General features: G+C 61.4%; 14 protein-coding genes. 5 read left to right on the forward strand and 9 right to left on the reverse strand.

Translation table 11 applies throughout. The annotated features are described in order from the left end of the window. The first annotated feature begins 259 nt into the window (after positions 1-259). The 5 genes from AB5Y76_RS15595 to AB5Y76_RS15615 all read left to right on the forward strand — a co-directional run bounded on the left by AB5Y76_RS15595 (position 260) and on the right by AB5Y76_RS15615 (position 5104). Positions 260-1063 (forward strand): siderophore-interacting protein, encoded by an 804-nt coding sequence (locus AB5Y76_RS15595; protein WP_263717503.1) that lies wholly within the window; start codon positions 260-262, stop codon positions 1061-1063. Between the two features lie 175 nt (positions 1064-1238). Next, the gene (locus tag AB5Y76_RS15600; protein ID WP_219296929.1) at positions 1239-2255 is read left to right on the forward strand and encodes an iron ABC transporter permease; all 1017 of its coding nucleotides are present in this window, start codon (positions 1239-1241) and stop codon (positions 2253-2255) included. 7 nt (positions 2256-2262) lie between these two features. Next, positions 2263-3300: an iron chelate uptake ABC transporter family permease subunit gene (locus AB5Y76_RS15605; RefSeq protein WP_263717504.1), complete on the forward strand. Its 1038-nt coding sequence runs from the start codon at positions 2263-2265 to the stop codon at positions 3298-3300. After that, entirely contained in the window at positions 3300-4103 is an 804-nt protein-coding gene (locus AB5Y76_RS15610; protein WP_263717505.1) for an ABC transporter ATP-binding protein, read from the forward strand. The genes AB5Y76_RS15605 and AB5Y76_RS15610 overlap by 1 nt, the downstream gene beginning before the upstream one ends. 83 nt (positions 4104-4186) lie before the next feature. After that, positions 4187-5104: an iron-siderophore ABC transporter substrate-binding protein gene (locus AB5Y76_RS15615; RefSeq protein WP_263717589.1), complete on the forward strand. Its 918-nt coding sequence runs from the start codon at positions 4187-4189 to the stop codon at positions 5102-5104. 119 nt (positions 5105-5223) lie between these two features. Here the strand turns inward: AB5Y76_RS15615 and AB5Y76_RS15620 are convergent, their stop codons facing one another. From AB5Y76_RS15620 to AB5Y76_RS15660, 9 genes are all read right to left on the reverse strand, one after another. Next, complete coding sequence (locus AB5Y76_RS15620; RefSeq protein WP_108613823.1) at positions 5224-5577, reverse strand: copper-binding protein; 354 nt, start codon at positions 5575-5577, stop codon at positions 5224-5226. Between the two features lie 44 nt (positions 5578-5621). Continuing rightward, entirely contained in the window at positions 5622-8750 is a 3129-nt protein-coding gene (locus AB5Y76_RS15625) for an efflux RND transporter permease subunit (RefSeq protein ID WP_263717506.1), read from the reverse strand. 73 nt (positions 8751-8823) lie between these two features. Beyond that, positions 8824-10356: an efflux RND transporter periplasmic adaptor subunit gene (locus AB5Y76_RS15630; protein WP_263717507.1), complete on the reverse strand. Its 1533-nt coding sequence runs from the start codon at positions 10354-10356 to the stop codon at positions 8824-8826. 293 nt (positions 10357-10649) lie between these two features. Beyond that, a complete protein-coding gene (locus AB5Y76_RS15635) occupies positions 10650-11150 on the reverse strand; it encodes a hypothetical protein (protein WP_263717508.1) in 501 nt (166 codons plus the stop codon). Positions 11151-11208: 58 nt separating this feature from the next. Next, a complete protein-coding gene (locus tag AB5Y76_RS15640) occupies positions 11209-11961 on the reverse strand; it encodes an ABC transporter substrate-binding protein (RefSeq protein ID WP_047439196.1) in 753 nt (250 codons plus the stop codon). A gap of 116 nt (positions 11962-12077) precedes the next feature. Further along, on the reverse strand, positions 12078-15188 hold the full coding sequence (locus AB5Y76_RS15645; protein ID WP_047439197.1) for an efflux RND transporter permease subunit: 3111 nt from the start codon (positions 15186-15188) through the stop codon (positions 12078-12080). A gap of 9 nt (positions 15189-15197) precedes the next feature. Continuing rightward, positions 15198-16397, reverse strand: a complete 1200-nt coding sequence (locus tag AB5Y76_RS15650) for an efflux RND transporter periplasmic adaptor subunit (protein ID WP_042056448.1) — start codon at positions 16395-16397, stop codon at positions 15198-15200. 397 nt (positions 16398-16794) lie between these two features. Then, entirely contained in the window at positions 16795-17601 is an 807-nt protein-coding gene (gene xthA / locus AB5Y76_RS15655; RefSeq protein ID WP_005353222.1) for an exodeoxyribonuclease III, read from the reverse strand. Between the two features lie 115 nt (positions 17602-17716). Next, positions 17717-18679, reverse strand: coding sequence for an ion channel (locus AB5Y76_RS15660; protein WP_069555464.1), 963 nt, complete (start codon positions 18677-18679; stop codon positions 17717-17719).

Below are 18679 nucleotides of genomic sequence, written 5' to 3' on the forward strand. Positions count from 1 at the left end.
GGAAATAAAATTTGATCTCGAAAAACTATGGTCGAAATAAGCAAATGGAACCCTTTGTAACTGTGGCGTTGTCCGGCTGCTTTCTTTGTCCAATCATGGAGCTAGCGTGCACAAAGCCTATTTCTGGATTGGGGTGTGGACGCGAGTGGTTGGGGATGTTTGAATCCAGCTTGTAGCTATTAGACGAGAAACAATCTTATTTGATAGTGATTGCTATTTGCGTGTAGCATGGGCGACACACTCAACGAGGAGCCCCATCGTGTCCCCATCTCTGCCTCCCAATCGCCCCCGTCTGCTGACTGTCAAAGCCATTGCCCAGATTACCCCCCATTTGCGTCGCATCACCTTTGGTGGCAGCGAACTGGCTGACTATCCCTTTACCTGCGGTGGGGCCCATATCAAGGTGATGCTGGCCCAGCCCCATCAGGTAGAGCCGGTGCTGCCTGCCATGACCCCGAGCGGCCCGCGCTGGAGTGACCCGGCTGACAAGCCGGTGATCCGCACCTACACCATCCGTGCGTTTCGCCGTGATGAGCAGGAGATTGATATCGACTTCGTGCTGCACGGTGACGGTGGGCCCGCCAGCGCCTTTGCCACCCATGCCAAGCCGGGAGAGAAGGTGATCCTCTCTGGGCCGGGTGGTCCCAACCCCATGCTGCAACCGGCCGATCACTACTGCTTGGTGGGGGATCTCACCGCCTTGCCCGCCATCATGGCGATGTGTGAGGTGATGCCTGCCGATGCCAGAGGGGAAATTGCGATTCTGGTGCCGGATCAGGCCGATGCTCAGCTGTTGACGCTGCCGGTCGGGGTGCGCTGTCACTGGTTTGTCGGCGAGCCCGAGTCCAGCGGCCTGTTGGAGCATGTGATTGCTCTGCCGCTGGTGCGCGATGGCGGCTTCTTCTGGCTGGGTGGGGAAGAGGCGCTGGTGCTGCCGCTGCGCCGCCATTTTCGTTCCGTGCTCGAGGTGGATCGCCAGTCGCTCTACGCCGTGCCGTACTGGCGCCGGGGCAAGAGTGAAGAGGCCTATCACCAGACCCGTCACGATGTGATGGATAATTAAGCGGATGCGAAAGAATACCTGATTCACCCTTGCAAATAAAAATGATTTGCATTTAGTATTGCGCCGTCTGGGTATTCGTCCGGGCGGCGTTTTTATTTCCGTTGACACAAGAGCGCCCTGTTTTCACGTCGGTTTGGCTGCATGTTGTCAGACCCAACGCAAGGAGTCGTAAAGGGTGGTTAAGTACCAGACCCCTCTGTTCTGGCTGGGATTATTCCTCCTGTTCATACTGCTTTCTCTCTCGCTCGCCACCGGTGCGGGCGTCTATGGTGCCCGCGAGGTACTCGGCTACCTGATGGGGGATGCCCGCTGGGCTGGAGACGAGAAGCTCGCCATGGTGCTCAATACCTTGCGACTGCCGCGCACCCTCTGCGCCATGGTGGTCGGCGCCTCTTTATCTCTGGCTGCCTCCTTGTTGCAGAGCGCGACCCGCAACCCACTGGCGGAGCCCGGCCTGCTCGGGGTCAACGCCGGGGCCGTCTTTGCGCTGGTAGTGGGGCTCACCTGGTTCGGGGTGGAGTCTGCCTATGGCTATCTGCTCTGGGCTGGCCTTGGCGCGCTGCTCGGCAACGTCATTGTGTTGGGGCTCGGCATGATGATTGGCCGCTCCAACCCCCTCAAGCTGATTCTGGTCGGGGTGGCGCTCTCCGCCACCTTCGGCGGTCTCTCCAGCTTTTTGCTGCTCTCCAACAAGATGGTGCTGGAGCAGTACCGCTTTTGGAACCTCGGCTCCCTGTCGGCGGCCAATCTCGATGCCATCGTTGCCGTGCTGCCCTTCGTGCTGGCGGCGTTTGTCATCACCTTGCTGCTCTGTCGCCAGCTGACCCTGATGCAGATGGGGGACAGTCAGGCCCAGGCGCTGGGGATCCGCCCTAACCGGGTGCGAATTGGCGTGCTGCTGGCCGCCACCCTGTTTACCGCCAGTGCCATCGCTATTGCCGGCCCCATCGGCTTTGTCGGCTTTCTGGCCGCCTACTGTGGCCGACTGGTAGAGCCGGTAAAGCTGTCAGTGCAGGTCTGTTTCTCCGCCCTGTTCGGCATGCTGTTTCTGCTGTTGGCCGACATTCTGGCGCGCTGGCTGATCCAGCCGTTCGAGCTGCCCAACGGCGTCATTCTGGCCCTGATCGGTGCACCTGTGCTGATCGCCATCGTTCACCGCGGGGGCTTTCGTACCCTGCTGACCGTCAAGTGAGGGTCTGATGCGTACACCTACCGATATGCTCTGCCTGCGGGCCGGCAACCGCTCTTTGCTGCTCCATCTGCCGAGTTGGCGCTGGCTTGCTCTGCTGGCCATGGCGCTGCTGGCGCTGGCTCTGCTGGCCCTGAGCGTTGGCGGCGGCAAGCTCGGCTTTGCCGGGGTGGTCAACACTCTGCTGGGGGAGGGGACGCGGCTTGAGCAGCTCACCCTGTTCAAGATCCGGCTGCCGCGCATCCTTGGGGTGGTGGTGGCGGGAGCGGCCATGGGGCTCTCCGGCTGTCTGGTACAGACTCTGGTTCGCAACCGGCTGGCCACACCCGACATGGTGGGGGTCAACAACGGCGCATCCTTTGCCATCATTGTCTTCTCCCTCTACCTGACGGTAGGCAGCTGGCCCTGGTGGGCGGCACCTATCGGAGCCATCTTCGCGGCGCTGGTGCTCTATGCCCTCTGCCGCAAACCGGGTGAGCAGGGCTATCTGTTCGTGGTGATCGGCATCGGCCTCTCCGAGCTGTTCGAGGCGCTCGGTCAGTTTGTGATGTCCACTCAGGCCCTGCTGCACTTGAGCTCCCTCTATCTGTGGAATATGGGCAGCTTTATCGCCGTGGGTTACAGCACCATCACCCCCATCGCCATCCTGTTGCTGCTGCTCTGCCCCTGGATCGTCTATCTCTCCCGCTCGCTGGCGGTGCTGCGCTTTGGTCCCGAGATGGCTAGAGGGCTTGGCGTCAACGGCGATCGGGTGCAACTGGGCATTCTGGCCCAGGCCATTCTGGTGGCGGCGCTCGGCACCGCCATCGGCGGCCCCGTGGTCTTTATCGCCATGGCTGCCCCCATTCTTGCCTCCTGGCTGGTGAAAGACCGGGTGGTGCCGCTCTGGCTGGCGGCGCTTAGCGGCGCCCTGCTGCTGCTTGCCAGCGATACCCTGGTCCGGGTGCTGGCCAGCCCCCACGAGGTGGCGACCGGCATCATGACCCGCATTCTCGGCGGCCTGTTGCTGCTGTTTCTTCTCGTTAACGATCGCCAGAGGGCTGACTGATGACGCTCACCGTAAATCGCCTCCACTTCGCCTATCAGCAGACCCCCATTTTGCGGGACATCTCTTTCAGCGTGCCGAGGGGCAAGCTGGTGGGGATCGTTGGCCCCAACGGCTGCGGCAAATCGACCCTGCTCAAGCTGCTATCCGGCCAGATGAAAGCCCAACGCGGCGAGATCCTGCTCAAAGGCAAGCCGCTTGCCAGCTACCCCATGAAGGGGTTGGCGCGGGAGCTCGCCTACCTGCCCCAGCGGCCAACCCTGCCTGCCGGCATTCTGGTGGAGCAGCTGGTGCAGTATGGCCGCCACCCCCATCAGGGCTGGTTCAATCAGTGGGGCGAGGAGGATGCCCGTATGGTGCGCAGTGCCTGCGAGCGGATGCAGCTTGAAAGCATCTGGCAGCAGAGCGCCGCGTCCCTCTCCGGCGGGCAGGCGCAGCGGGCGTGGCTGGCGATGATCCTGGCCCAGGATAGCGACATGGTGCTGCTCGACGAGCCCACCAGCGCCCTCGATATCGGTCACCAGACCGAGGTGATGGAGGCAATCCACCGCATCACTGCCGAGGGCAAAACCGTGCTGCTGGTGATCCACGATTTGGCGATGGCGGCCCGCTACTGCGACGAGCTGATCGCCATCGGCGAGGGGACCATTGCCGCCATGGGCCCAGCCCGGGAGGTGGTGACCAAATCCCTGATCGATCGGCTCTACCAGACCAGTGTTGACATTCTGCATGCCCCCGGCGACGGGGCGCCCATTATCGTGCCCCGTCGTCACGAACATGGCCGTTCCCTGCGTTCGGTGAGTTGAGTCATATGGGCCTGCTCTGTTGGCCCACCGAGTGTATTTACGCGGCCGATTATCCGGGCCGTGCAACGAGAAGGAGTGAGATGATGAAGCGTTTTGCCGCCCTGGCAGCAGCCATCCTGATGCTGGTCGCGCCGCTGGTTCAGGCGCAAGAGATGCGTGAAGTGACCGATGCGTTTGGCCAGAAGGTGCAGGTGCCAGTCCAGCCAACGCGGGTGGTGGTGCTGAGCGAGCTCGAACTCGACAGCACTCTGACCCTGGGGCTGACCCCCATCGGCGCCGTCAATGGCCGTGGTCAACCCACCTTGCCCCGCTATTTGCTGAACAAGGCGGGCATGGGTATCCAGGTGATCGGCGATCTCGACAGCCCCAATCTGGAGTCGCTGATTGCGCTGGAGCCTGACCTTATCCTGATAGGCCAGACCCGTCCCGAGCTGCTGACCTTGCTGGGGGAGATCGCGCCGACCGTGGTGACCAGCAAGTGGGGTGAGCCGTGGCAGGATAGCTTCCGCCGCACCGCTCACACCCTCAACCGCGACCAGCAAGGGGATACTTTCTTGCTGCAGTATGCCGAGCGGCTGACTCAGGCCCGCAGCAAGCTGGCCAAGCATCAGGGGGAGAGCATCAGCATAGTGCGCTGGAACCCCAAGGGGCCGAGCTTTATGTATCAGGGCACCTTTGCCAGCAGCGTAGTGGAGTCGATGGGGCTGGTGCGTCCGGACAAACAACAGGGGACTGGCGCGCCCCACTCACCGGCGCTCAGTCTGGAGTCCCTCAATCTGCTGGATGCCGACTGGCTGGTGGTCGGCACCCTGAGCGCCAGCGGTGATGCGGTGGATGCCATGCGTCAGGCGGAGCAGACCCCGGCGTTCCAGCAGTTGCCAGTGATCAAGGCCAAGCGCTTTGGTGCCGTGGACGGGTCGCTTTGGACCTCCAGCGGCGGCCCGCAGGCGGCTCTCAAGGTGATCGAGGATGTGGAGCAGTTGCTGGCAAACCGCAGCTGAGTGCTATCGCGCGCCAGAGGTTGACCACATGAACAGGTTGATCAAAAGAAGAGGGAGGCTGATGCCTCCCTCTTGTGTTGTCACTGTCTATCGTGACCTTTTCGGCGAGCCAGAGCCGTTTATTGCGGCTGGATGGCTGTCACTGTGAGCTTGCCGCTCTGACTTTTGGCATGAAAGTGGATGGCATCCCCCACCTTGAGCCCTTTGAGCTGGGCCGGATCTGCCACTCGAAAGACCATGGTCATGGCGGGCATCTTGAGATTCTCGATCGCCTCGTGCTTGATGCCGACTTTGCCGCTCCCCTCATCGAGGCGGGTAATGACCCCCTTGGTCATCACCATTGCGGCCTGTTCGCTCATCTCATCCGTCTGACTCATATCGTGCCCTTCATGGTGCATCATCTCTTCTGCTTGCAGGTTGGTCTGGGTGGCAAGGCCAAGCAGCAATGTCAGGGTCAGCGTTTTGTAGTTCATGATGGTTTCCTCATCGTTCAGTCAATATGGATCGTGAAATCGGGTTATTCGGATTGCGGGTTCGCGCTCTTGCCAAGGCTGCGACTGCGCCACAGGTAGTAGGCGGCGGGCAGCACCAAGAGGGTCAGCACCAGCGCGCTCACCATGCCGCCAATCATGGGGGCGGCGATGCGCTGCATCACCTCGGAGCCGGTGCCGTGGCTCCACATGATGGGCAAGAGGCCGGCGATAATGGTCACCACCGTCATCATCTTGGGACGCAGGCGCAGGGCTGCGCCGTGGATCACCGCCCGGTGCAGCCCCGCCTGGTCCGGCTTGCCGCTGGCGATGAGATCATCCCAAGCGTGGTTGAGGTAGACCAGCATCAAGACACCGGTCTCCACCGCCACCCCCGCCAGAGCGATAAAGCCCACCCCGACCGCCACCGAGAGGTTGAAGTCGAGCAGCCAGAGGGTCCAGATCCCCCCTACCACCGCCAGCGGCAAGGTGGTGAGAATGAGCAGCACCTCTTGAAAGCGGCGAAACGCCAGATAGAGCAGCAGCACGATAATGGCGACGGTTAATGGCACCACGTAGGCGAGGCGCGCCTTGGCCCGCTCCATATACTCGTATTGGCCGGACCAGGTGAGGGCGTAGCCTGCCGGCAGCACCAGCTGTTTGCCCACCTCGGCTTTGGCCTCATCGACGAAGGAGCCGATATCGCGGCCGCGAATATCGACGTAGACCCAGCCGTTGAGGCGCGCGTTTTCACTGCGCAGCATGGGGGCTTCGTCGCTGATGTAGACCCGCGCCACATCCGCCAGCGCGATACGCGCTCCGCTCGGGGTGACCACCGGTAACAGCTCGAGGCTCGCTACCGAGTCGCGATAGCTCTGGGGATAGCGCAGGTTGATGGGGTAGCGCTCACGCCCCTCGATGGTCTGGCCCACCTCCATGCCGCCCACCGCGGTGGCGAGCACCGCCTGCACGTCGGCGATGTTGAGGCCGTAGCGTGCCGCTTTCAGCCGGTCGATATCCACCTTGACGTAGCGGCCACCGGCTACCCGCTCGGCGTAGACCGATGAGGCGCCATCCACCTTGCCAACGATCTGTTCGAGCTGTTGGCCAAGTTGCTGGATCACCTTGAGATCCGGCCCCGCTATCTTGATGCCGACCGGGGTCTTGATACCGGTGGCCAGCATGTCGATGCGGGTCTTGATGGGGGGCACCCAGGCGTTGGTGAGTCCGGGGAAGCGGATGAGGGAGTCGAGCTCCTCTTTGAGCTTCTCCGGGGTCATGCCGGGGCGCCACTGATCGCGGGGCTTGAGCTGGATGCTGGTCTCCATCATCACCAGATCGGCGGGGTCGGTGGCCGATTCGGCGCGCCCCGCCTTGCCGAACACGTTCTGCACCTCGGGCACGGTACGAATGAGTTTATCGGTCTGCTGCAAGATCTCCCGCGCCTTGCCCACAGAGATATTGGCCGCGGTGGTGGGCATATACATGATGTCCCCCTCATCGAGCGGCGGAATGAACTCGGAGCCCAGGTACTTGAGCGGCCAGAAGCCCGCCACCGTCACCACGGCGGCGACAGCCAGAGTGGTTTTCGGACGGGCCAGCACGGCTTTGAGCAAAGGCACATAGCCCTGGCTCAGACAGCGGTTCAGCGGGTTGGCCTGCTCCGCCAGCACCTTGCCACGGATGAAGTAACCCATGATCACCGGCACCAGCGTGATGGCGAGCCCGGCCGCGGCGGCCATGGCGTAGGTCTTGGTGTAGGCGAGGGGGTGGAACATCCGCCCCTCCTGTGCCTCCAGTGCGAACACCGGCAGGAAGCTGATGGTGATGATGAGCAGGGAGAAGAAGATGGCGGGTCCCACCTCGATGCTCGCCTCGGTGATGATGCGCCAGCGGTTCTTGTCGGTGAGCGCCTCCCGCTCCATGTGTTTATGGACGTTCTCGATCATCACGATGGCACCATCCACCATGGCGCCGATGGCGATGGCGATGCCCCCCAGCGACATGATGTTGGCGTTGATTCCCTGCAGGTGCATCACGATAAAGGCCACCAGAATGGCGATGGGCAGGGTAATGACCACCACCAGTGACGAGCGCAGGTGGAACAGGAAGGCGAGGCAGACCAGCACCACCACCGCGAACTCCTCCACCAGCTTGCCGGAGAGGTTGTCGATGGCGCGCTGGATAAGGTCGGAGCGATCGTAGACGGTGACCACCTCCACCCCCTCCGGCAGGCTGCTCTTCAACTGAGCGAGCCGCGCCTTGACCCCGTCGATGGTGTGCTGGGCATTCTCGCCATAGCGCATGACGATAATGCCGCCCACCACTTCCCCTTCGCCGTTGAGCTCGGCGATGCCGCGCCGCATCTGGGGGCCGGTGACCACATCTGCTACATCCCCCAGCAGCAGCGGGGCGCCGCGCACAGTGGTACCGAGCGGGATCTGCTTCAGATCCTCGACGCTTTTCAGATAGCCGTTGGAGCGCACCATGTACTCCGCTTCCGCCATCTCGATGACGGAAGCGCCGGTCTCCTGGTTGCCCTGTTTGATGGCAGTCTCGATAAGGGAGAGCGGAATGCCGTAGGCGCGCAGCTTGTCCGGATCGACCCGCACCTGATACTGGCGCACCATGCCACCGACTGTAGCGACCTCGGAGACCCCCTCCACCGTCTGCAACTCGTACTTGAGGAACCAGTTTTGCAGCGAGGTGAGCTGGCTGAGGTCATGCTTGCCGGTTTTGTCTACCAACGCGTACTGATAGACCCAGCCCACCCCGGTGGCATCGGGGCCGAGCTGGGGGCGGGCGGAGGCGGGCAGGTTGGGGGCCACCTGACTCAAATACTCCAGCACCCGGGCACGGGCCCAGTAGAGGTTGGTGTTGTCGTCAAACAGCACATAGACGAAGGAGTCGCCGAAGAAGGAGTAGCCGCGCACCGTGGTCGCCCCCGGTACCGCCAGCATGGCGGTGGTGAGCGGGTAGGTGACCTGATCCTCCACCACCTGGGGCGCTTGGCCCGGGTAGGAGGTCTTGATGATCACCTGCACATCGGAGAGATCCGGCAGGGCATCCACCGGGGTTTGCTTGACCGACCAGAGCCCCCAGGCGGTGAGCATGAGGGTCAATAGCAGCACCAGAAAGCGGTTGCCCACCGACCAGCGAATAATCGACGGGATCATGATTGAACTCCTTTCTCACCAAGTAGAGAGAGCGGAGAGCAGTTGCCTGCTAGGTAGCGAATGATGGCAGGGATCATGACTTCTTCTCCATCTCGGGCATCGCCATCTGATGCTGGCTATGATCCATGCCTTCCATCTTGTCCATCTCATCTGCCGCAGGCTTGGCGGTGTCGCCAGTTGCTGGCGTCTGCTCCTGATGGATGGTGGTGATGCGGTACTCATCCCCCTCCTGTATTACTTGCAGGTGCAGGGTCTGTCCTTCTGCCAGCTTGCTGATATCGACCCCGTCGGCCACGGCGAACTCCATCTCCATGGCGGGCCACTGCCACTCGGGGATGGGCTGGTGGGAGACCATCAGGGTGCGGTTGGCCAGATCGATGCTTTCAACCTCACCCTGGGTCCACACCTGGGTGGGGCGCACCGCCGTCATGCGCTGGAAGTCAGAATCGATGGCCGATTCGGAGTCGAGCAGGAACTGGGCCGAGCTGACGATGCTATCCCCAGCCTCCACCCCTGCCTTGATTGCGACCTTGTCGCCAAACTGGGGGCCCAGGGTGACGGCCACCGACTTGAAGCTGCCATCCCCCAGCGCCAGCACCAGCCTGTCCTGGCTGCCTGTACGGATCACCGCTTCGCTCGGCACCACCAGTTGCGGCTCTCCCTTGCCCGCCTGAATCGTCACCTTGGCGAACATATTGGGTTTCAGGAACTCATCCGGGTTGGCAAAGCGCAGCCGTACCTTGAGGGTGCGGGTGGTGGCATCCAGGGTTGGGTAGAGGTAATCGACCCGGCCCTGCCAGTAGCGGCCGGGGGCGTAGTCGAGGGTCATGGTCACCGGATCTCCCACCTTCAGCTGGGCCGCCTGGCGCTCGAACACCTCGGCGCTCACCCACACCTGCTGTAGGGTGCTGATGTTAAAGAGCGCGGCGGCGGGCTCCATATACTGGCCTTCGCGCACTTTCAACTCGGAGACATAGCCGCTGCTCGGGGCATAGATGCGCACCGTCTCCTGCACCTGACGGGTGCGCTTGAGGGCCGCGATCTGATCCGCCGGCACCTGCAGGGACTTGAGCTTGCCCTCGGCGGCGCGCAGCAGCAGCGGATTGGCGGTGTTGAGCGCTAGCAGGTATTCGTGCTGGGCGTTGACCAGATCCGGAGCGTAGAGCTCGTAAATAAGGCTCCCCTTGTTCACCTGCTGCCCCTCGCTCTTGATGGCGAGGGTGCGGATCCAGCCTGCCATACGGGCGTTGACCGCCTCCAGCCTATCCTCGTCATAGCCGACGTAGCCCACCGTCTCGATCTGCTGGTGGATGGGAAGCTTCTCTACCTTGGCGAGCCGTACCCCCAGGTTCTGCTGGATCTCGGGGCTGATGGTGACGGTGCCGGGTGAGTCGCCCTGTTTTTCCTCATAGACGGGGATGAAGTCCATCCCCATGTTGTCCTTGGCGGGGGCATCGCGCTTGTCGCGCGGATCCATGGGGTTGACCCAGTAGAGCGGCGTCTTCTCCTTGGCCGCGGTGTCAGCGGTGGTCTGTTTGGCGGTCCAGTAGCCGCCACCGGCGCCGAGGGCCAGCAGCAGGGCCGACATCAGGATGGTCTTGTTCATGACTGGCCTCCGGCGCGGGTCTGCATGCAGAAAGTGCAGGAGGATAAGGCGCCCGCGAAGGCAGCAACCTTGGACGGTGAAAAGTGGGCTGGTGACATAATACGTCTTCTCTTTTGCAGGCCGCCGGTCGGGTGAGGTGCAAGGCATCACCAAAGGGGCTGGCGGCAAACGGGGCGCAGCTGTATCAGCGCGCACGGATCCCTGTTGCTGGCGGGGCCAGTCGTCACAGGGTCAGGCAAGGCAGCAGAAAACGGACAAGCCGAGGCTTGCCGCTGCCGCAAGAGAAGGACTTTCTAGTGGCGTAACACCGACAGCATCAGATGTCGGCGCGGCCAGGAGGGAGGGTGAGTACCGCGCGAGCGCAGGAAGGGATCCCGCAACCAGTTATCAAGCAGTGACGCTGCGACGTTGTTGCAAAGTAGCAGGGGGAAGATCAGCAGGGCGACCAGTACACCCAGTAGAGCCATCGCGCCGAAGGAGAGAGCATTTACGCCTGTCTGCATCTGGCACTCATCGCCCATGGCTGACCCCTCGTTTCCCTGATGGCAGGAGAGGGGCATGAGATCGCCCGGGTGATCCATAGCGGACATTGCATGAGAGATATCGCCATCCGCCATCGCCATGGATGAATCGAACATCACCATCGATTGGGCGCTGCTTGGGGTCGGCTCGGAGGAGAGGGGAGAACCATGCCAGCTGATGCAGAGGGTCAGATTGCAGACGAGCAGCAGCACCAGCAATAGCCGGGCCAGAGCAACGCAGGGCAATCTTGCAGCAAGCTGGGTGAGTGACAATCCGGGCATCCTTAGGGGGGCAAGTTGCCAAACTCTAAACCTTGCTCGCACGAGAAGGTCAAGGCTTCTGCTGGCGTTGCTGCTGCAGGTAGAGGTCACTGTATTTTTCCAGCAACTGGTCTATCCATTGACTAATGCCGGGCGCTTGCAACATGGGCTCCAGTTGTTCGAGGGTGCCAAGATGGGGGGATTGCAGTGAAACAGAAATATAGAGCTCACCGCGCTGCAGTGGCCACTGCAGAACAGCCATTCCGCTGCTCGGGTAATTTTCGCTCAGAAACAGGCGGCCGGAAGAGCGGCCATAGGGAACGAAGTCGACCCGGTCACTGGCCAGCAGGCCAAATACCTGCTTGAGGGAGTTGACCCTGTAGATGCGGGTATTCGCTTGTAAAAAACCATCCATTTCGCTGCCAAGGCTGACGCCTATCATCATGGCGCCCCGCAGTCCGGTCAGATCCTCCCTTCGTTGCAGCAAGCGGCTGCCGGGTTGGCGCACGAATACCGCCATGTCATTGATGGCCATGGGGGTTCGGGTAAAGCGGGAGTAGTGCGCTCTCTCTTCGTTGCGCAGCGCACAGATATTGATGTCGACCTCTCCTTTCGCCACTTTCTGCTGACAGCGGGCCCAGGGGCCCACATAGGAGAGATCCACATTGAAACCCAACCGTTGATAGAGGGTACTGACGACTTCGGCACAAACGCCGATGATCTTGCCATCGCTCAGCCAGTTCCAGGGGGGATAATCGTGATGACCACAGGCGGAGAGGGTAGTGGTCGTCAAGGTCGTCGCGAGCCAGAGCTGAGCCAGCATATCCGGATCCTGTGCAAAAAAGTCTCGATGTGTGTCATTGAAGCACACCGCAGACAAAAAAATACCCCCGCACGGGCGGGGGTAGTTTGTTATCGGTGGAACGCCTGGGGAGAGCGTTACTGCTTGGCGCGCTTTTCCGATCCTCTCATGATGAGGCGGAAGAAGAGCGGGATAAAGAAGATGGCGATAAAGGTAGCGGCCAGCATGCCGCCGATGACCGGCCAGCCGAGGGCGTGACGGCTTGCCGCACCGGCCCCGCTGGAGGTGACCAAAGGCACACAGCCGAGGATGAAGGCGAGCGAGGTCATCACGATGGGACGGAAACGCAGGCGTGCCGCCTCCAGTGCCGACTCGATGAGGCTCATCCCCTCTTCGTGCTTCATCACCGCGAACTCCACGATCAGGATGGCGTTCTTGGCGGCAAGGCCGACCAGGGTCACCAGCCCGATCTGGAAGTAGACGTTGTTGGTCAGCCCCACCAGCCAGGTGGCGAGCAGGGCACCGAACAGGGCGAACGGTACGGCGGTGATCACCGCAAACGGCAGGCTCCAGCGTTCATACTGGGCAGCCAGAATCAGGAAGATCATCACGATACCGAAACCAAAGGCCATGCCTGCGCTGCCTGCGGCCGCTTTCTCCTGATAGGCGGAGCCGGTCCACTCCAGCTTGGCGTCGTTGCCAAGAGCCTCATTGGCGACCTCTTCCAGCGCGGCGATGGCCTGACCCGAGCTGTAGCCAGGGGCGGGCTGGGCCATGATCTTGGCGGCCTGGAAGATGTTGAAGCGTTCGACCAGTTCGGGGCCGGTGGCATCACGCACCGTCACCAGACTGCTGAGCGGGATCATCTCTCCCTTGTCGGAGCGGACATAGACGTTGCGGATGTCGCTCTTCTTGGCGCGATAGTCTGCCTCGGACTGCAACTGCACCCGGTAGGTACGGCCGAACTGGTTGAAGTCGTTGACATAGACCTGGCCGAAGGTGGCCTGCATGGTGTCGAATACCGCGTTGATGGGCAGCCCCAGCGCCTTGGCTTTTTCGCGATCCAGGTCGAGATAGACCTGCGGCACGTTGGCGCGGTAGGTGCTGGTGACGCTGGCAAACTCCGGGCGCGCCTTGGCCGCTTCGAGGAAGCGCTGCACTTCGCCGGAGAAGGCCTGTGCGTTGCCTGTGCCACGGTTCTGCAGATAGGCCTCAAGGCCACCTGTGGTGGACATCCCCTGAATGGGAGGCGGGTTGAAGGAGGCGACAAAGCCATCCGCCAGCCCCATCAGGCTCAAGCCCTGGAAGGTCTTGGCCAGCGAGAAGGAGTCCTGTCCTGTCCCCTGACGCTCGCTCCAGTCCTTCAGGGTAATGAAGGTCATGCCGCTGTTGCTGATGATGGCATTGGAGAGAATGTCAAAGCCCGAGAAGGTGATCACATCCTTCACATGGGGGTTGGCCATGGCGATCTTGTCGAACTGATCCGCCACCGCCTGGGTCCGGCTCATCGCGGCCGCATCCGGCAGCATGACGGCGGAGATGAGGTAGCCCTGATCTTCGTTCGGTACCAGTTCGCCCGGCACTTTCAGGAAGAGGCCGTAGATGGAGAGGATCAGCACGCCGATGATGGCAAAGGCGACCCCCACCCGACGGTTCAGGAAGGCCACACCGCGTACATAGCCGCGGGTCAGCTGGTCAAATTTTTCGTTGAACCAGACGAAGAAGCGGGCCGGTTTGTGGTGTCCCTCTTTCAGCAACACGGCACAGAGGGCCGGGGAGAGAGTCAGTGCCACCAGACCGGAGATGGCGACCGAGACCGCGACCGTGATGGCGAACTGCTTGTACATCACCCCTGTCATGCCGCCCATAAAGGCGACCGGCAGGAACACGGCGCAGAGCACCAGCACGATGGCGACCACCGGACCGGAGACCTCCTGCATGGCGAGGATGGCAGCCTCTTTGGCGGAGCACTTCTTCTCGCTCATGATCCGCTCGACGTTCTCGAGCACCACGATGGCGTCATCCACCACGATGCCGATGGCGAGCACCATGCCGAACAGGGTCAGCAGGTTGATGGAGAAGCCCAGCACCAGCATGCCGGCGAAAGTCCCGATGAGCGACACCGGCACCGCGATACAGGGGATCAGGGTGGCGCGGAAGTTCTGCAGGAACAGATAGACCACCACGAACACCAGTACGATCGCCTCGAACAGGGTGTGTACCACCTCTTCGATGGAGATCTTCACGAACTCGGTGGTGTCGTAGGGGATCTGGTACTCGATATCCTGCGGGAAGCGCTCCTTGAGTCGCTCCATGGTGGCGTGTACCGCATCGGCAACCGCGACGGCGTTGGCGCCCGGTTGCAGATAGGTGGCGATACCGATGGCCGGTTTGCCGTTGGCGCGGGCGACCAGATCATAATCCTTGCCCCCCAGCTCGACCCGGGCGACATCGCGGACCCGGATCTTGGAGCCATCGGGCATGGAGCGGACGATGATGTTCTGGAACTCCTTCACATCCTCAAGGCGCCCCTTGGTCTGCACCGTGTAGGTGAAGTCGATGGGGGCCGTGGTGGGTTGGGCACCGATCTTGCCCGCCGCGAACTGGGTATTCTGCTCGCGAATGGCGCCAATCACGTCGCTCGGGGTGAGCTCGAGCTGGGCCAGTCGATCCGGCCGTAGCCAGATACGCATCGCATAGTCGGTACCGCCAAACAGAGTGGTATCACCGATGCCGGGAATCCGCTTGAGCTCGTCGATGATGTTGAGCAGGGCGTAGTTCGACAGATAGGTGGTATCAAACGAGCCGTTCGGTGACTGGAGGGTGACCACCTGCAGGATGGAGGTCGATTTCTTCTTGACCGTCACCCCCTGCTTTTTCACCTCTTCCGGCAGCTGGGCCATGGCGGCCGAGACCCGGTTGTTGACGTTGATGGTGGCCTGATCCGGGTCGGTGCCGATCTCGAAGTAGACGTTGAGGTTCATCTGGCCGTTGGAGGCCGACCCCGATTGCATGTAGATCATCCGCTCGACGCCGTTGATCTGCTGCTCCAGCGGCGCAGCCACGGTCTGGGAGATCACCTCCGGGGTTGCGCCCGGATAAAACGCCGTGACCGAGACCACAGGCGGGGTGATCTGGGGATATTGCTCGATGGGGAGCGCCCGCATCGCCGCCAACCCGCCCAGCACGATAATGATCGAAATCACGCTGGCGAAGATGGGGCGTTCTATGAAGAACTTGGAAAACATACGGGCTCCTTACTTGGCCGCAGACTGGCTGACCACCTTGCCGGTGATCGCCTTCATCTCGTCGGCAGAGACAGGTTTCACCACAGCGCCGGGGCGAGCCTTCATCAAGCCTTCGACGATATAGCGCTCACCTGCCTGCAGGCCGCTCTCGATCAGCACGCCGGAGTCGACTGCCGCGCCCAGGGTCACCGGGCGGGGCACCACCTTGTTGTCGGCATCGACTACCATCACCATGCGGTCAGCCTGGGACTGGACGATGGCGCGCGGCGGCACCACGATGGCGTTTTTGCGCAGGCCCAGATCGATGGTCATGCGGACAAACTGGCCGGGCAGTAGTACGCCGTCCTTGTTGTCGAAGATGGCACGGGCACGGATGGTGCCGGTCTGGGGATCGACCCGGTTGTCGGAAAAGTTGAGCTTGCCCGCCTCCGGATAGAGGGAGCCATCGGCCAGACGAATATGGGTGCGCCAGGTGGTGGCATCCTTCGCCTCAATCACCCCTTTCTTTACCGAGTTTTCGAAGTTGAGGCGATCCTGCTCCGAGTAGGAGAAGTTGACGTAGAGCGGATCAAACTGGGTGATGGTTGTGAGCAGGCCGTTGTCGCCGCTGGTGGAGATAAGGCTCCCCTCGGACTGGGAGCTCTTGCTCGCCATGCCGTTGATGGGGGCGGTCACCTGGGTGTAGCTGAGGTTGAGCTCCGCCTCTTTCACCTTGGCCTGAGCGGCCTGATGGCTGGCGATGGCCGCTTCGTAGTTGGCGATGGTGTCGTCATAGTCCTTGCGACTGACCACCTGACGCTTGAAGAGGGGAATGATGCGATCCCGATCGGCACGGGCCTTGTTGAGACGGGCCTGCTCCTGAGCCAGGGTGCCCTTGGCCTGCTCCAGCGCCACCTTGTAGGGCTCAGGGTCAATCAGAAACAGCTCCTGACCGGCGGTAACCGGCTGGCCTTCCACATAAGTGCGCTTGAGAAGGATGCCACTGACCCGGGAGCGCACATCGATCTCGCGAAAACCGGCGGTTTCTCCCACCATCTCGGTGGTGAGCGGCACATCGGTCAGCTTGACCTCGGCGACCACCACAGGGACGGCGGGCATGGTCTGGGCCGTCTGGGTCGTCTCGCCGCCACAGGCGCTCAGACCACTGATCAGCGCCAGTGTCAGCAAGCTGCGTTTGTAAACCTCTCTTCCGGCATTGGGCACCTTCATCATCACACTCCTGTTGGATCGATTTCGGCTGCTGCGTTCAGCATGTTTCTCCATACACATCATTAACTTCATGATTAAAAAAACAACTTATTTATGATTGGAATGGGAGATGATAGGGCGGCAACCTTGAACACAACCTTCTCAAAGTGGCAATTAGGGTTGCCGATTGACGAAAAAAGTCTGACTTTTCCGATTTGGGCGGGGGGCTTCGGGGATGTTCATCCCGGGCCAGGGCTCTTCGCAACCGTATCACGCCAGCCACTCCTTGCTGCAAAAAATAAGGTGCCATAAGGCACCTTGTCTGGATGGGTTTTTTACGCCCTTTTATCGCGGGCAACCGCGAGCCGCTTCACAATTTACGAATTCGTTGTGGCTCATTGGTTAATCTTGCACCGTGTCAGGCGAAGCAGGCCCAGATGGGGGCGTGGTCGGAGGGTTTCTCGATGCCGCGCAGCTCGTAGTCGATACCAGTCTCGGTCACGCTGTCCTTGAGGGCGTCGGAGGCCATGATGAGGTCGATGCGCAGGCCGCGGTTCTCGTCAAAGCCCTTGGAGCGGTAGTCAAACCAGGAGAAACGCTCGCACTCGGTGGGATTGGCGGCGCGGAAGGTGTCGGTGAGGCCAAACCCTTTCAGTCGCTCCATCCATTCGCGCTCGATGGGCAGGAAGGAGCATTTGCCATCCCGCAGCCAGCGCTTGCGGTTCGCCTCGCCGATGCCGATGTCGAGATCGGTGGGGGAGATATTCATATCCCCGATCAGCACCAGCTGGTCGTCCGGGGTGTGGTTGGTCTCGAGGTAGTGCTGCAGATCCTCGTAAAACTTCTGCTTGGCCGGGAACTTGGTCTCGTGATCCTGGCTTTCACCCTGCGGGAAGTAGCCGTTCATCACCTTGATGAGGGAGCCGTCTTCGCGCTCGAAGGTGGCCATGATCATCCGGCGCTGGGCCTCTTCGTCATCGGTGGGGAAGCCTTTCTCCACCTTGACCGGCTTCTGCTTGCTCATGATGGCGACCCCGTAGTGGGCCTTCTGGCCGTGAAACTCCACGTGATAGCCCATGGCCTCCACATCGGCCAGCGGGAAGGCTTCATCGTGCACCTTGATCTCCTGCAGGCCGATCACATCGGGCTGGTGCTTGTCGATGATGGCTTGCAGCTGGTGCAGACGGGCGCGCAGGCCGTTGATATTGAAAGAGATGATCTTCATGTCCGGGATGCTCATGTCATTTTTATAAGTGGCTATTGGACTAGGAATCGGCGGTGGATGCAAGTTTGGCCGCGGGCCTGCGTCAGTGGCAGGCACCGCGGGGTGGGCAGAGGTGTCAGCGGGTCATCTTTTTGACGAATACCACCACAAACAGCGCCAGCGTAAAGCTGCCGGTGAAGGCTTCGAAGGCGGCAAAGATCCTGGAGAGCCCGACCGGAGTGAAGTCGCCGTACCCCAATGTGGTGAAGGTGACCACGCTGTAGTAGAGGCATTCGAGCAGGAAGATGGCATTTTGCTCGAGAGGGGCACCGGGCTGGTAGATGAGGTGCTCGCCCTGAAAATGCAGTCCGCAGAAGAAGTAAAAAATGCTGCAGATAAAGATGAGCAGCAACGAGAAGAGCACCACCCGCATCGGGGCCTCGCCATAGCCGCAGAAGAGATCGACCACCCAGGAGGTAAAACGCTGGGTCGACCAGAACGGCAGTTGCAGGCGGCGCATGGTGAGCTCCTGCTGGATATAGTTGCCGGACATGGTGAAGATCCCCTGTGCCTCGGAGGCTTTGCGCAGATCCCGGTAGGTCTCTTCCGCCTCCTTGAACCAGATGCGCGCCTGTTTGGGATCCCGTTCGCGGCGCCCCTTGCGATCCTGCATCACCCGTTTGCCGGTCTGCATGTTGTCGAGCCGGGTGTTGTGCCAGCGGATGCCGAGCAGGTTGACGTCATCGAGGGTAGCGCACTGGAGGTTGGCATCACTGAGATCGGCTTTCATCAGGCTGCCGCCCTTCATGCGCAGGCCGTAGAGGTGACCACCGCGCAGGTTGGCGCGATAGAGGTTGCACTGCTCCAGCAAAAATCCCTGATCGGACTCCTTGTTGACCAGATTGAGGCCCGCCAGATTGGCCCGTGACAGCTGCAGGCCGTGGCAGAGTCCGCCAGCGCGAACGTACTGTTCAAGCGCCTCGGCGCTGCGGGCTTCCTGATGGGTATGGTGGGGATCATGCCAGTGGCAGAGATCGTGCTCGCCAGCCTCTTCACTGCAGTGGCGGCCATCGGCCACCAGATAACGACACATCGCCAT

The sequence above is a fragment of the Aeromonas sp. R1-2 genome, assembly GCF_040908505.1.
Taxonomy (GTDB): Bacteria; Pseudomonadota; Gammaproteobacteria; order Enterobacterales; family Aeromonadaceae; genus Aeromonas; species Aeromonas veronii.